Below are 13834 nucleotides of genomic sequence, written 5' to 3'. Positions count from 1 at the left end.
CATCTTCAGCCGCGAGAGACGATTCGGATGATCGTGATCTCCGCGTTGAGCGCTCCTTTTTCGGCTACGTGTTCGTCATCCGGTACCGACACGCCGTTGCGGAGCACGAGTACCTCCTCACGGTTGATCCCCAGCTCTTCCAGGACTTGCTCGTACGTAACGTCGTCCGCGACGCGTAGCCGCATCTCCTGCTCCGTCTCTGCCCGAATCTTTATGCTCAGCTCCATAGACGCCCTCTCTTGCTTATATTCAGCTGCGAACGAGCGGCTTATCCAAGGGCGGCGCGTGAGCAGATCCACTCACCTCGTGCCTCGCGTGTCGTGCCCACAACCAATCGCGTTTCAGCTGCTGTTCGTTCCAGCATGCCACGAGCTTCTACCAATTCCCCGGCTACCGCCTGCCCGGCGTACGTATGGGTAAAGGCGAGGATCCTGGCGATCTCGGGGTGCTCCAGCTCGTAGATCGCGGGACTATCAAACGCGAACCGTGAATCAGTCACCCGTGCTGTAATCGTCTGGTACCCGAGCTTCTCGCCACGCTCGTAATTCCGCGGATCCAGTTGCCGGAGCTCGTCCGCGTCGCGTACGTACAGCATATCAAAATACGTATCACCGAGCGCCCCGCGGTGCTGCTTCCTGAGTTCGTGTGCGATGAACGTCTCATAGTTCAATTCCGGCCGCCGTTTCGCGTATATCCTGCGCCAGAGCGTATCGGCTATCGCAGTCAGGCGCCCGTCGGCGGTTGCGGCCTGCACCACCGCTCGCGCAGTGTCAAAGTGCCGGCGGCCGTAAATGACGAAATCGAGGTCTGAGACGGCGGTGTTGAGACCGCAGAGATACGAGCCGGTGATCCCGATCTGTCCGCGAGGGATGTGCTGAGCGAGTAATGCATAGATGGCGCTGACCTGCTCGTTCTGCGCGGCGATGCGTGGTAACTGCTCCTCAGGCCGCAGAATCTTCTGCACGTCCTCAAGCGGTACGGCATGCACATCCGTCACGTACTCGGGCCGATGGCGGCGTAAGAACTCGTAAGCCTCGTGAAAATCCAGCTTGCGGTATCTGCCGTGGTCTGAGTTTCTGTCGCCCTGCGCATCAGGGACATAACGCAAGAAACACTGCAGGTGCTCGCCGCCGAGGTCGTAGCTGACCACCGAGAAGATCCAGTCCTGCCAGGTGATCACGAAATCACGGATGCGCGCTCTCATAGCCTTCCCTTTTTTGTAAAAAATGAAAGCGTAATCACAGAAATAGCTGCGGCCGTTTTTCAGGCTGAGACTACAAAACGAGCTCTGGTGGTACGTGAGCGGGTGACTTTCTGCCCTGCTCCACGTTTTATATAACTCCAGAGAGAGAAGTATAAAGGGGATAGATACTCATGAAGCTGCTCTTGAAGTTCCCGTTACCGCTGGATGAGCTGCCTTATACTGCCGAAGTCATCCTCGAAACGGGCGTAAAGATGAGCATCGACACGGCGACCCGGGGCGAGCTCATCATCGACGTGCCGAACAAGCAAGCTGACCAGGTGGTGGATCTCTTCAGGGCGAAGGGGATCGAAGTCCGGCGGTTGTTGAAGCTGGTCGCGTGGAATGATGAACGATGCGTCCACTGTGGTGCGTGTATCTCGGTCTGCCCCACTGAGGTCTTCGCGTTCGATCCGTCCTGGACGCTCACGTTAGATGAGGAGAAGTGCGTGCGCTGCGAGATGTGTGTGAAAGCATGCCCGCGGAGGGCGTTGACCTGCGTGACGTGATGTACGTACGTGAGCTATGCGGTGAAATGAAGAAAGTAGGGATTGCCGATACGACCTTTGCGCGCTATGATATGGCTGCGGCCGCGATTGCAGAGCTGCAGAAGCACGCATCGGTGAAGATCGAGCGGTACACCGTTCCGGGAATAAAGGACCTGCCGGTGGCTGCGAAGAAGCTGGTCGAGGAACGCGGCTGCGAGATCGTTATGGCGCTCGGGATGCCGGGTCCGAAAGCGATTGACAAGCAGTGTGCGCACGAGGCCTCGACCGGGCTCATTAGCGCGCAGTTGCTCACCTCGACGCATATCATTGAGGTCTTTGTCTACGAGGACGAGCTCGAGGATGAGAAGGCGTTGGCGTGGCTCGCAGACCGCCGAGCTCGCGAGCATGCGCAGAACGTGATCAAATTGCTCTTCAAGCCGCAGGAGCTGGAGCGTGAAGCGGGTCAGGGCAAACGTGAAGGCTTCGAGGATGCGGGGCCGCTGCGGGTGTGATCCGTATTATAGAGCAAAACAAACAATTATTTGGGGTAGCTAAAGTGGGAAGATGATAAAGAAGCTAAAAATAAAGTACTACAGGAGTTTGAAGGATCTAGAACTAGAACTCGACAAATTCAACGTCTTAATCGGCCCGAACGCGAGCGGAAAGAGCAATTTGCTGGATTGCTTGGCGTTCATTTCAGAACTCACCACAGACAATGTTTACAGAGACTTAGACACTCGAGGAGGATACGAACGTGTAGTCTTCGGTGGCAGAAAAGTGACTATTGAATTATCCCTTGAGTTCATGCTGGAAAACAAAGTTTCCGAGTTTTTTATTTCGCTTTCTGAAAACGGTATAGTCGAGGAAGAGTTATCCATCGCAGGTGAAAAGATTATTGAGCGTCATCCTGGTGAAATGGCGAAAATGTTGGTGTCAGCCCCGTCTGAAACGAAATATGAACAGCGGCAATTAGGTGGTTGGGATTCAGCAATTAAGGAATACCCAGAATTCCGAGACTATCTCACCGCCTGGCGATCCTATAATTTTATGACCTCCGATATGAGGCGGAAAGATTCGGCGAAGAAGAATCTCGTTCTGGAAAAAACCGGTGGAAATTTAGCGCAAGTTCTGCTCTCGTTACATAACGAGCGCCCCAGGACTTTTGACAAAATAGAGGAGATATTGCGGCAAGCAATCCCGCAGATCGACGAGCTTCTGACTCCCTTGACGGAAGAAGGAGATACGTACATTGCAATCAGAGAAAAAGGCTTTGATTCGCCGTTTAATTACTTTCAAGTTTCTGATGGCACGCTGAAGCTGTTGGCGTATATCACCGCAATCGCATCAGAAGAGGCGAACGTAATTTGCTTTGAAGAGCCGGAGAACTTCATTCATCCGCGACTGTTTGAGCTTTTAGTTGAGGTCTTGAAGGGATCAGATAAGCAGATTATCCTCTCCACGCATTCGCCGTATCTCGTTGATTTTGTCGAGCCCAAAGACGTGATAATCGTCGAGAAAAAAAATAACGCGACGGTTATAAGTAGAATAAAAGAAGGTGACAAACTCAAAGAACGTTTAGCAGAGCTTGGACTGGCACTTGGCGAATACTGGTATGGTGGAGGTCTGGGCGGCAATCCATGATCGGCGTAATAGTCGAAGGGACGTCCGACGAGAAGGTAATTCGTGAAATTACTCATAAGCTGGGAGTGCCTGCAAAGATCAGGAGATCCCGACGGGGCGCAACGATACAAAGTCCACGGAAGACAGGCTCGTATGTGGAAGATCTACTTGCTGATTGTGAAAAAGTAGTGATACTAAAGGATTCTCATTGCGCCGATCCGCATGAGAAGGAGCGTCATCTGCGGGAAAAATTGGAAGAACTGGGATTACCCGTTGAGGGGGATCTCCACATCTGTATGGTCGTTCATGCGATAGAATCGTGGCTTCTCGCGGATGAAGCGGCAATTGGCGCTTATCTCAGCTCAGAGGTGCGGGAAATTCATAGCCCTGAAAACGAATGCAAACCTGAGGATGTCCTGGATGAGCTCTTTAAGAGATCTGGGAGAGTATATCTAAAAGGCGGAGAAGCCCCGCGTGAACTAGCCCGACGACTCAGAGTAGAGAAGGTTATCACCAAATGTCCTTCCTTTAAAAAGTTCAAAACACTTATAGAATGAGCAGAGGTGGGGAAGATGACGGAAGAAAAAGAAGGGGAGCTGAAATTGGGTTTCGTCGTCTCGGAGTTTCACCGGGACATCACGTATCAGATGGAGATCCTTGGCCGGGAGCATGCTGCGTTTCTCGGCGCGACCGTCACGCGCACGTTATACACGCCCGGGACGTTTGACATGCCCTTAGCGGTGAAGAAACTGCTCACTGAGGGTGAGGTTGACGCGGTGGTGACGCTCGGCTGCATTATCGAGGGTGCAACAGAGCATGATCAGATGATCGGGTCGCAATTGACGCGGAAGATTATGGACCTCTCGCTGGAGTACGATAAGCCCGTGACGCTGGGCGTTGCAGGCCCCGGGATGACGCGGTTAGAGGCTCAGGAACGCGTTGATTACGCAAAGCGGGCGGTAGAGGCTGCGGTAAAGCTGGTGAAACGGCTTAAAGAGTGACCATACCGCAGATCAGCAGTACGGCGAGATAGCCGAGCGCAAAGAGGAGCGAAGCACGTTTCATTATTCGTATCGCGCGTTCTCTATCCCGTCCGGCTGCAGCTGGAAAGCGCGTGCCCACGGAATAATACCCCAGCTTCTCCAGGTTCACCGGTAACGCAGCGCTCATTGCCGCTATGGTCAGGTGGACTCTTGTCCCAGAACTCACCTGCTGGGGCACATCCTGCCCGCCGGGCCGGCCGAGCAGCGAAATCAAGCGCGCGGCGATTCGCTCGGGGATATACTATTGTTGAGCAAGAGATTCATTCTCGGGTTTCTGGTGGATACCGCACTTTCAGCCACTGAAATAGCTGCATGAGCTCATCTCTACGCGCATCAATTTCCGCGACGTCCTCGATCCCCCGTGCCGTGAACGCTTCCAGAAGCGCCCGCGCCACATCCGCGCGATGGATCCAGAAACAGTGTGAGCAGCCCCAGATACGGCTACCGTCCCGACGCTCCACCCAGTTACCACCGACCTCTTCGTCTTCGCAGGGATAAAACGGGCAGAAGCACCAGGTGCAATCCTGCCCCTCGAAGTGGCAGGGATAATAATCGCAGGACTTATTCGGACCGATCTGCTGCTGCTCGCGCACTATCTTCTTCAAATGCTCGTACGCGAGTGGATGCATCTTCATGTTCTCCGTATTCTCAGTCCAGTCGCTCCACCGTCTGCTTACCTATACCCAACGTGCCTGGTGTTACTTATTCGATCGCATTTCAGCGGCCCTCTGGTGGTGGTCATAAAACCGATCACTCGCTTTCCGAACGCTCTGATACGTACCGTGTGAGCGGATAGGCGAACCCACAGATCGCGCAGTGGAGCTTATCACCGGGCAGTTCGGCCTTGCAGAGCGGGCAGCACCGTTTACCATGGCCCTGCGGGATCTCACCCACCACCGCTCTGTAGATCTCATAGAAATAGAGCTGCTCCTTGTTCATGAACGCCATGCTGTATCCTTGCTTTTTCGCCTCGAATTCGGTATCTGAAATGGTACGCCGAATAACCTCGCGGAGTTCCGCTGCGCCGGAGCCAACCTCGATCGGATCTTTCGCGCGCCATGCAAGCTCGCCCAGGTCCGGCTCGAATGCTGTTCGTAAGAGCCATTTACCGTACAATCTACGGACCTGCTCCCGCACGAGCACGGCGGGATCGAGAGATAATGCGAACGCAATAACTCTCGGGTTCCGAAACGGTTGCTGTATCGCTATGTCGAGTGATGTGCCCAGCGAATTCGATGAGAAACGCATCGTTCTGGCGATTCTGTTGATGTATGTCCGCAAAGCATCGGGCGAGAGCGCATGCATATAGGAATAGCCGGCGAAGAGCTCATCGGCCGCATCGCCGGTCATGACGCGGGTAATCCCCAGCTGCTTGGCAGCCTCTAACGCGGTATAGATGACCAGATCGTTGGGGAGTGCGGGGTCGAACGTCCGTAACGTCTCGATCACCGCCGGCAGTTTCTCGAGTGCCGCATCTACCGTTACATAAATCACGTGGTGCTCTACGCAGAACTGCTGCGCGACCATCCGGGCATACCGGAGATCAGGTGCACGCGTTCCCGCAAGTGCGACGGTAACGGCCGTTGTTCGCGTGCCCTGCGCGGCGGAGGCCGCGGCTAAGATGCTCGTATCCAACCCGCCGGAGAGCAGCACTGCGTCCGTATCGGTTTCTGCCACGGCAGCGCTCAAGAGTGCTCGTAACTGCGTACAAGCCGTTTCCGCATCCGGTGTTTTCACCGACATCTTTGGGAACGCCGTTCACATAGGCCTCTGCTAATTTAAAGTACAGGGACGGGCGATACTAAAAACAAGTAGCTAGCAGCACCTGAGTCGAGCGAGATGAAAGCGTATTTCCAGCACAAAGAGACCTGCGTTTGGATTACCGCGGACGAGAAGCGGTACATAGAGCTGGCGAAAGCTGAGATACAGCGCCAGCGGCGGGAACTGGAACGGTTCGCGCGCTGGCACCCGTATTTTCTCGTGACACTCGAGCAGTATCAGCTCGAGGAGGAGGTGGTAGGCGGTGGGGTGCGTGAACGAGAACGAGAACGTGAGCGTGAACTGCCTGAAATCGTGCAGAGAATGATCGAATCCACGGAGCAGTTCGGTATCGGCCCTATGGCCGCGGTTGCAGGGACGCTGGCAGAACTCGCGGTGGAAGCGATGCGTGATGCCGGTGCGACCTATGCAATGGTGGATAACGGTGGTGATATAGCACTGCTCAGTGATCGCGAGGTACTCGTGGGCATATACGCAGGGGCGAGCCCATTCTCAAGCAGGATTGCGCTGCGGCTCACGCCCTCGCCTTCGTTGCAGACCGTGTGTACCTCATCGGGCACGGTCGGGCATTCGATCAGTTTTGGAATCGCTGATGCCGCTACGGTGGTCGGTACAAGCGCGTCGCTCGCCGATGCCGCTGCTACTGCGCTCGGTAACGCTGTTACGGACGCGCAGGAGCTCAAAGCGGCGTTTCGCGCCATCAGCCATGTAGCAGGTATTGCCGGTGCACTGGTGATTTATAAGGACATGCTGGCGACGTGGGGGAACCTGCCGGCGCTCGTCAAAACTGAATAAGTTTTTACCAATCGGCTCAAAAGTAATGAATGTAATAGTAGAGCTACTGTAGCGGAGAACCGTATCAATCGTATTGTTTATCGAGCACCATGTCCTTTGCAGCTACCTGGGAACCGAGCGAATTGAAGCGCGTGGCGTCGAATGAAGGCGTCAGCGTGGAGCAGTTGCAGCGCTTGCTCGATGCCGGGCGCGTGGTCATCCCGCGGAATGCGAAACGGGCAGATAACCGAGAGCCAGTGCTCAAAGCGATCGGCGAGCTGATGAGCACGAAGGTGAACGTGAATGTGGGCACGTCGAAGGATTATGTGAACTGTGCTGAAGAGGTGGAGAAAGCGCTCATTGCGGTGCGCTACGGCGCGGACACGATAATGGATCTCTCGACCGGTGGCGACCTGGACGAGACGCGCAGACGTATTCTGAAGGAAGTTACCGTGCCTGTTGGAACGGTACCCATCTACCGGGCGGCGCTGGAGCGGGTGGGCGCACGGACAGTGGTGGATATGAGCTCGGACGATATGTTCAATGCAGTTCGGAAGCACGCGGAGGACGGTATTGATTTTGTAACCATCCATGCTGGTACGAATCTGACTGCCCTGGAGCGCTTGCGACGCAGCAATCGTATTCTGGACGTTGTGAGCCGTGGTGGCGCGTTCCTCGTCGCCTGGATGATCCATAACGAGCAGGAGAATCCGTTTTATGCGGAATACGAGTATCTGCTTGAGCTCGCGAAGGAGTACGAGTTGACGCTCAGCTTGGGTGACGGCATGCGGCCGGGCTGCATCGCCGATGCCTCCGATCGCGCGAAGTTCATGGAGGCCATTACACTCGGCGAGCTCGCACAGCGAGCCCGTGAGGCGGGTGTGCAGGCGCTCATTGAGGGGCCGGGGCATGTCCCGCTGGACGAGATCGAAGCCGCGGTGAAGGTGATCAAGCACGTGACCGATTTCGCACCGCTGTATCTGCTAGGGCCGCTCGTCACGGACATCGCGCCGGGCTACGACCATCTCGTGAGTGCGATCGGCGGCGCGGTCGCGGGCATGTACGGCGCGGACTTCCTGTGCATGGTCTCGCCCTCAGAGCATCTCGCCTTGCCGTCCGTCAGCGACATCAAGGAGGGCACGATCGTGACGAAGATCGCCGCGCACACCGCCGACCTGGTCAAAGTGGGCCAGCGCGAGCAGGCGCGAGCAAAAGATGAGGCGATGGCACATGCACGCAAGAATCTTGATTGGGAGCGGCAGCTTGAGTTCGCTCTTAATCCCGAGGAAGCGCAGCGAATACGGGCGAGCAGGCCGTCTGAGAGCGACGCGTGCTCTATCTGTGGTGACCTGTGCGCGATCAAGCTGGTGCGTGAGTTTTTGAAGAAGTGAGAGCAGGCAGGTACTGAACGCTTCAAACGGGCACGCGCTCGCTACAATATTCACCTTACTTATATTCCACTTTGAGTATAGCTTCAAAGGGGATGAACCCGATCTGGCGCTTATACTTCTCCTTACCCTCGTACATGTCCAGCTTACGGTTCTTCATATCCTCCACCACCATTGCTCTGATGATCGTTCCATTCACCAGCTCAATTTCCGCTTCTACCGGGAGTGTCATCTCATCATCCTTCCGTGATGCACGTCACGTACGGACATAGTAATGAGCCGTTTAAATCTTCACTGCCTTGAGTGCGAAAACCCGAAGCACGAAGCGGTTACTTACGGCTTACCGGTCCGAGCAAATCGCTTCCAGAAGCCGCATCGCTGCGTGCTCACGCGGCCCACCGCACTTCATGACTAGCTCCTTGTAATTCTTTACCTGTTCTCGCATCTCAGCCTGTGCTCGCTCGTCTTCGGCACGATCAATCCGGGTTACGATAATAGCAGCTTCAAGTACCGCGTTCCGTCCGCGATTTATCGCCGTCACCGCTTTTCGATTGATTTTTATCCGCTCGGGCTGTAAGAGAAATCGGACATACTCCCCATACTCCGCTTCGGAGGTTACTGAGAAGACAATCCACGCGTTCGCATCCTTTAATACCGGTACAGCCTCAAAAACAGTGAAATACGCGGCACGCAGATCCGCAAACGCGGTTGTTACGAAGACTACCACATCATCGGTCACGTTCGCCGCCAGCGTTCTGGTCTCCCGCACATTGGCAAGAGTCTGTGAGCCCCGGTAGAGCTTGACGGAATAGCGCAGATCACCTACTTCGGTACGCTGTGTGATAAGCCCGATCGGTGCGGCGTTCGGCGCGCCTGCACCCGATGTCGTCGTAACGATCACTTCCGATATCCCCTCAACGATCCCCGCTGCTTCCAGATCCATCATTTAGAAGACACTCGCTTAATATTCTATTCCTGACGTTGTGCTGCTGGTTTCGTCCCAGTAATGCTTGACCTTCTCCATGTGTGTGGCTATATCCGCCAGCTTCAGTATCCGAGCACCCGGCTCCCTACCGCTGAGTATGATGTCAGTACGCCTTCTCATCTTCAGTAACGCCAGGACATCATCCTCGGCTACCAGCCCGAATTTTACCGCGTATAATATCTCATCGAGAACCAGAAGGTCAGTCTGCTGCTCTTTGAGCACGCGCTGCGCGAGTTCCAGCCCTTCTTGCGCCTTCTGGAGATGCAGTTCCCGTGAGCGCTCGTCTCGCAGAAAAAAAGGCGCGCCACAGAGCGCTATCTGGAGGTTCTCAATATCCTTCAGAAACTGATATTCGCCGGTGGTTTGCCGTCCTTTCATGAACTGCAGTATTACCACCTTCTTGTTATGCCCTAACGCCCGTATAGCATGCCCGATGGAGCTGGTGGTCTTTCCCTCGCCTTTCCCGTAATAGACGATTATTTTGCCCTCACCGGTGCCCATCGTTCGTGTATACTATAGGGTCACGTATCGTAAAAGACGCACGTACAGCACAGCTTGCCTGGCTTAGCTTCAGACGGAGATATCAACACGAGACAGACCATCTGCCCCGTGGGGCGGTGCTGCGGTCTGATTCCTTGCGGCTATGAACTGCGCGTTCACAAAAGAGAAAAGCTTATATACCTCCTTGGGACAATCTACTAATAGGTGGAGGTACCCAAATGGTAGGGCCAAAAAGGAAGTTTGGTTCCTCTGCTGGGTTGCGGGGTAGAGTAGGCGGGATACGAATGAGAGCACGAAGTTCTTTGATTGTGCCCTGTACAGCGGTATTGATCATTTTTCTTGTATTTACGAGCATTTCATCCGCGTTTAAATACGACCGTAGTAAGGTACAAATTCAGCAAGTTACAACGATCGGGATTAATTTCCACCCCGAATGGAGTCCTGATGGAACCGCGATCATATATGCATCAACCGAACGAGGTCCAAATTCATGTATTTGGTTAGCGGACCCTGCGGGCGAAAATCGGCGAATGATCAGTACACCCGACTATGCGTACGAACATTCTGAGCCAACATGGAGCCCTGATGGAGCTAAAATAGCCTTTGTATCATCAAGCAAGTTGAATGAGCTTTACATTTATAGGATGGATTCTGATGGCAGCAATGCGACCAGGATAACCCCTCCTATACACGATCAGACGGTTTTTAATTTAAAATGGAGCCCCGCGGGATCGAAAATCATGTATGATTCAAAATTGATCGCTAATAGCGATTATAAAATCATGGTGATGGAGTCTGATGGCAGCAACGTCATGAAACTGACCGAGTCTGGTGATGCTTATAATTCACTCTGGAGTCCGGATGGGTCAAAAATAGCATTCGAAAGGGCCATACCGGATGGTAAAGAAATTTGGGTTATGAATCCTGATGGTAGTAACAAAATAAGATTACTGCCTCAAGAGAAACGGTTATTTGAAGAATTTAACTATTCTCAGCCCACCTGGAATCCTGATGGATCACAAATTGCTTTTGTAACCAATCGTTATTCAGACTATGATTATACTGATGTCGTTGTATTTGACTTAAGAGCTAACAGCATACGAACCTTAACAGATACACGCCCTCGCTATTATCAATCAGGTTATGAACCTTTTTTAAATCCAGAACTAGTTAGGGAGGGATATGTACGTGGTGACGAATTTAACCCAAAGTGGAATTATGATGGGAGCAGAATAGTATTCAGCTCTGAAGATGATGCTGGTATCTGGGTAATGAATTCTGACGGTGGAGATAAAATACTACTTGTCGCGAGCGAATATCAGGGCGAATTAATTTTTAATCCACAATGGAGCCCTGATGGCTCGAAAATTTTATTCGAACATAACTATCTTGGGAGTTGGGATATATTTGTGATAACGCTCGGCGAAGCGATTATTTCCGTGCCAACTCCAAGTCCCAGTCCTGCTATTGCTTTCACTCCTGAACCCACATCCATGGTAACGCCCACACGTTCGGTCTCGCCCACCATTACGCCAACTCGGGAGCCGAGCGTACCAGTTACCGGGGTCCCTCCAGAAGCAAGCATGCCAGGCGCGGAGTATCCAGAAACAGCACCAACACCTGAAGAACCAGGATTCGATGCGATATTCGCAATTGCAGGACTGCTCGTAATATTTTTTTTTGGCGCTGAAAAGCAGAAGGAGCTGAAAAAAACGAGACAGATGAGAAAACTGAAATGAAGATAGACCAAAAGAGAAAGGAAAAAACGCTGGTGGGCTTTGTAGTGACAGTGTTCATGTTCGCTTCGATCTTCGTGGCTGTGACGGGAACCACAGATGCTCGAAGCAATGGGGGTTCATACAATATCATCGATAAACAGGCGATTTCTGAGCCTGATCTGTCCATGGCCCTTAAAGTTGGTATAAAGTCAGTTTCATCGATCGCCGCAGGAACTGACCTGATCATAGATATGAGTGGCATGGGCTTGGTAGTTTGGCTATCGAGGGACACCGTAGCGCTAGAAGACCGTTTTACTATCAATGGTAATGCTACGCCCAACACTATTTTGAATCTACTTATAATCAGTCCAAAAGGCTTTGGTGGTACCGTAATCAGTGGAAGTGGTAACGGTATTTACAATACTACCGTGACCGTTGCTTCAGATGGTACATTTTCTAAGAAGATAAACGTAGGGTTTAATGTGGACCTCGGCAGTTATGCAATTGTGGTACTTACTCCTGGAGCCGATGGTGTCTACAATGGCTTGCCTTCAGGGACCTCCTGTGATAACTTCATGGAGGAATTAGAGAAGAAATATACTCTCTCTTCTAAGACGCAGGAACAGCTTCGTGCAATAATATCTGATGCAACAACAGCAGCCGCAGGAAGCGATGATTTGATGAGCCTGTGCTCAATAAAGGTGGAAGTTCCGTATGTCGAACTCGATCCGATTGAGTCGGTAAGAATTGGAGAACCATTGGCTGTAAGCGGGACTACCAATCGAGAGGATGGACATACAATCCTCGTCACGGTAATAGGGCCTGTGGAGTTAAGACCTAAGGTGGCTAGAGCGGAAGATGGCATGTTCAACGTGACGTTCGACACAGCTGATGCAGTGGAAGGGACGTATACCGTGAAGGCAGATGATGGTGATGGGCATACGGATACTACAATCGTGATAATATTCGATTCAGTGAACTACCCGCCAACTGCCAGCATTGATTCTATAACACCAAACCCCGCGAAGCAGGGTAAGGATACCCTATCTTTTATCGGTCACGGGAACGATTCTAACGGTTCTGTCGTCGCTTATAACTGGACTTCCAGCATTGATGGTCTTTTGAATACTTCCTCATCTTTCACCAAACCAGCGTCTGAGCTCTCAGGGGGAACGCACATCATTTACTTCATCGTGCAGGACGATTACGGAGCGTGGTCTTCTCCTGCTATCGAGGATCTGACGATAACAACAAACGAACCACCTGTTGCATCATTCAGTTATTTGCCCGTGAATCCTACGGTAAATGAAGCTATATTCTTCAACGCCTCTGCTTCTTACGATCCCGATGGCAGCATTATTAGCTACAACTGGAGCTTTGGCGATGGTACTATAGCAGACACATCAGAGGCGATTATTATACATGCTTATGCATCTACAGGTGAGTACACCGTCAACTTAACCCTAACGGATAACGAGGGAGCAACGAATCGAACGTCCAGAGTGATTAAAGTGTTTCTGGACGTGCCCTACTTCGATACCGGGCCAGGCACCTACCCCAGTATACCCGGCACCCATACCGGAACGATAACGATGACGCACACCGTTAACGTGAGTAAGATCTACCTCTATCCCTGTACCGGTACAGGGGGACATATCAACTACGCCAAGATATGGAACGCTTCGTGGGACGGAGCAGAGGTGTATTGGAACGGTTACGTAGGCGACTGGCACAATCTTTCGTTCGATAAGAACTTCACGCTTGTAGCAGGTGAGACGTATAGCTATATTATCAAAACTGGTTCTTATCCCCAGATTCACCACACACCCGAACTACTGACAGCGAAGGGGTGGATCACCAGCTCGGAGTTCGTGGACGTGAACGGCAAGCAGCACGAGGGTTGGATACCAGCGATAAAGCTGACTTAAGTCCGCCACCTTAGAAAGCGAGCGGTGGTGTGGCACCACGCGGCATGACGCATTTGTTGAAAAAACGTATCACGGTCGCGAAAGTCACGAAAGACGGACCAGCGGGATACGCGAATCTAGCCGGAACGTTCTCGAGCCGGGGCAACGACAACCGGCACACCGGTATATTCACCCGTGCTAAGATTTGTGCGTATAACTTAATCCTCCGCGATCAAGACGACGCTCCGCTCATTTACCATCCATCATCGCTAGTGTCTTGACCAGGTAATTCTTAGACATAGTAGGGGGATAGTTTTTGGTCGGCATTCTGTCTTGTAAAGCGCCAGTCGATTCTCTTATACTGTTTGTTTCTCCGCTTTTCCCAGGCTAT

Annotated in this window: 16 protein-coding genes; 9 read left to right on the top strand and 7 right to left on the bottom strand. The window is 52.6% G+C overall.

Annotated features, from left to right (window positions below; genetic code table 11):
* Positions 1–5: 5 nt before the first annotated feature.
* Both ENN68_03500 and ENN68_03495 read right to left on the bottom strand, forming a co-directional pair.
* Entirely contained in the window at positions 6–227 is a 222-nt protein-coding gene (locus tag ENN68_03500) for a hypothetical protein (protein ID HDS45150.1), read from the bottom strand.
* Positions 228–268: 41 nt separating this feature from the next.
* Entirely contained in the window at positions 269–1204 is a 936-nt protein-coding gene (locus ENN68_03495) for a DNA polymerase subunit beta (protein ID HDS45149.1), read from the bottom strand.
* A gap of 170 nt (positions 1205–1374) precedes the next feature.
* On the opposite strand from ENN68_03495, the gene ENN68_03490 reads away from it, so the two are divergent.
* From ENN68_03490 to ENN68_03470, 5 genes are read left to right on the top strand one after another with little or no spacing between them, the layout of a single operon-like run.
* The gene (locus ENN68_03490) at positions 1375–1749 is read left to right on the top strand and encodes a 4Fe-4S dicluster domain-containing protein (GenBank protein ID HDS45148.1); all 375 of its coding nucleotides are present in this window, start codon (positions 1375–1377) and stop codon (positions 1747–1749) included.
* 26 nt (positions 1750–1775) lie between these two features.
* On the top strand, positions 1776–2240 hold the full coding sequence (locus ENN68_03485) for a riboflavin synthase (protein ID HDS45147.1): 465 nt from the start codon (positions 1776–1778) through the stop codon (positions 2238–2240).
* Between the two features lie 52 nt (positions 2241–2292).
* Complete coding sequence (locus ENN68_03480) at positions 2293–3369, top strand: DUF2813 domain-containing protein (GenBank protein HDS45146.1); 1077 nt, start codon at positions 2293–2295, stop codon at positions 3367–3369.
* Positions 3366–3905 (top strand): DUF4276 family protein, encoded by a 540-nt coding sequence (locus tag ENN68_03475; GenBank protein ID HDS45145.1) that lies wholly within the window; start codon positions 3366–3368, stop codon positions 3903–3905. Before ENN68_03480 ends, ENN68_03475 begins: the two co-directional genes overlap by 4 nt.
* 15 nt (positions 3906–3920) lie before the next feature.
* Positions 3921–4349, top strand: a complete 429-nt coding sequence (locus tag ENN68_03470; protein ID HDS45144.1) for a 6,7-dimethyl-8-ribityllumazine synthase — start codon at positions 3921–3923, stop codon at positions 4347–4349.
* Here ENN68_03470 and ENN68_03465 read toward each other — a convergent pair.
* From ENN68_03465 to ENN68_03455, 3 genes are all read right to left on the bottom strand, one after another.
* Positions 4339–4605, bottom strand: coding sequence for a hypothetical protein (locus tag ENN68_03465; protein ID HDS45143.1), 267 nt, complete (start codon positions 4603–4605; stop codon positions 4339–4341). The genes ENN68_03470 and ENN68_03465 overlap by 11 nt on opposite strands.
* Positions 4606–4651: 46 nt before the next feature.
* The gene (locus tag ENN68_03460; GenBank protein ID HDS45142.1) at positions 4652–5020 is read right to left on the bottom strand and encodes a hypothetical protein; all 369 of its coding nucleotides are present in this window, start codon (positions 5018–5020) and stop codon (positions 4652–4654) included.
* A gap of 121 nt (positions 5021–5141) precedes the next feature.
* Positions 5142–6134 carry a hypothetical protein gene (locus ENN68_03455; protein HDS45141.1) on the bottom strand — a complete coding sequence of 331 codons (993 nt, stop codon included), beginning with the start codon at positions 6132–6134 and terminating at the stop codon, positions 5142–5144.
* Between the two features lie 96 nt (positions 6135–6230).
* Here ENN68_03455 and ENN68_03450 point away from each other — a divergent pair, with 96 nt between their 5' ends.
* On the top strand, positions 6231–6965 hold the full coding sequence (locus ENN68_03450; protein HDS45140.1) for a UPF0280 family protein: 735 nt from the start codon (positions 6231–6233) through the stop codon (positions 6963–6965).
* 89 nt (positions 6966–7054) lie between these two features.
* Entirely contained in the window at positions 7055–8335 is a 1281-nt protein-coding gene (gene thiC / locus ENN68_03445; GenBank protein ID HDS45139.1) for a phosphomethylpyrimidine synthase ThiC, read from the top strand.
* A 337-nt stretch (positions 8336–8672) separates the two neighbouring features.
* On the opposite strand, the gene ENN68_03440 is transcribed toward thiC, so the two are convergent.
* Complete coding sequence (locus ENN68_03440) at positions 8673–9278, bottom strand: DUF447 family protein (GenBank protein HDS45138.1); 606 nt, start codon at positions 9276–9278, stop codon at positions 8673–8675.
* Between the two features lie 15 nt (positions 9279–9293).
* Positions 9294–9818 (bottom strand): cob(I)yrinic acid a,c-diamide adenosyltransferase, encoded by a 525-nt coding sequence (locus tag ENN68_03435; protein ID HDS45137.1) that lies wholly within the window; start codon positions 9816–9818, stop codon positions 9294–9296.
* 218 nt (positions 9819–10036) lie between these two features.
* Here ENN68_03435 and ENN68_03430 point away from each other — a divergent pair, with 218 nt between their 5' ends.
* Positions 10037–11557: a hypothetical protein gene (locus tag ENN68_03430; GenBank protein HDS45136.1), complete on the top strand. Its 1521-nt coding sequence runs from the start codon at positions 10037–10039 to the stop codon at positions 11555–11557.
* The gene (locus ENN68_03425; protein HDS45135.1) at positions 11554–13464 is read left to right on the top strand and encodes a PKD domain-containing protein; all 1911 of its coding nucleotides are present in this window, start codon (positions 11554–11556) and stop codon (positions 13462–13464) included. Before ENN68_03430 ends, ENN68_03425 begins: the two co-directional genes overlap by 4 nt.
* Positions 13465–13834: the final 370 nt, after the last annotated feature.

It is taken from the genome of Methanomicrobia archaeon (assembly GCA_011049045.1).
Classification (GTDB): Archaea; Halobacteriota; Syntropharchaeia; order Alkanophagales; family Methanospirareceae; genus JACGMN01.
This window is presented reverse-complemented; position numbering and strand designations above follow the sequence as displayed.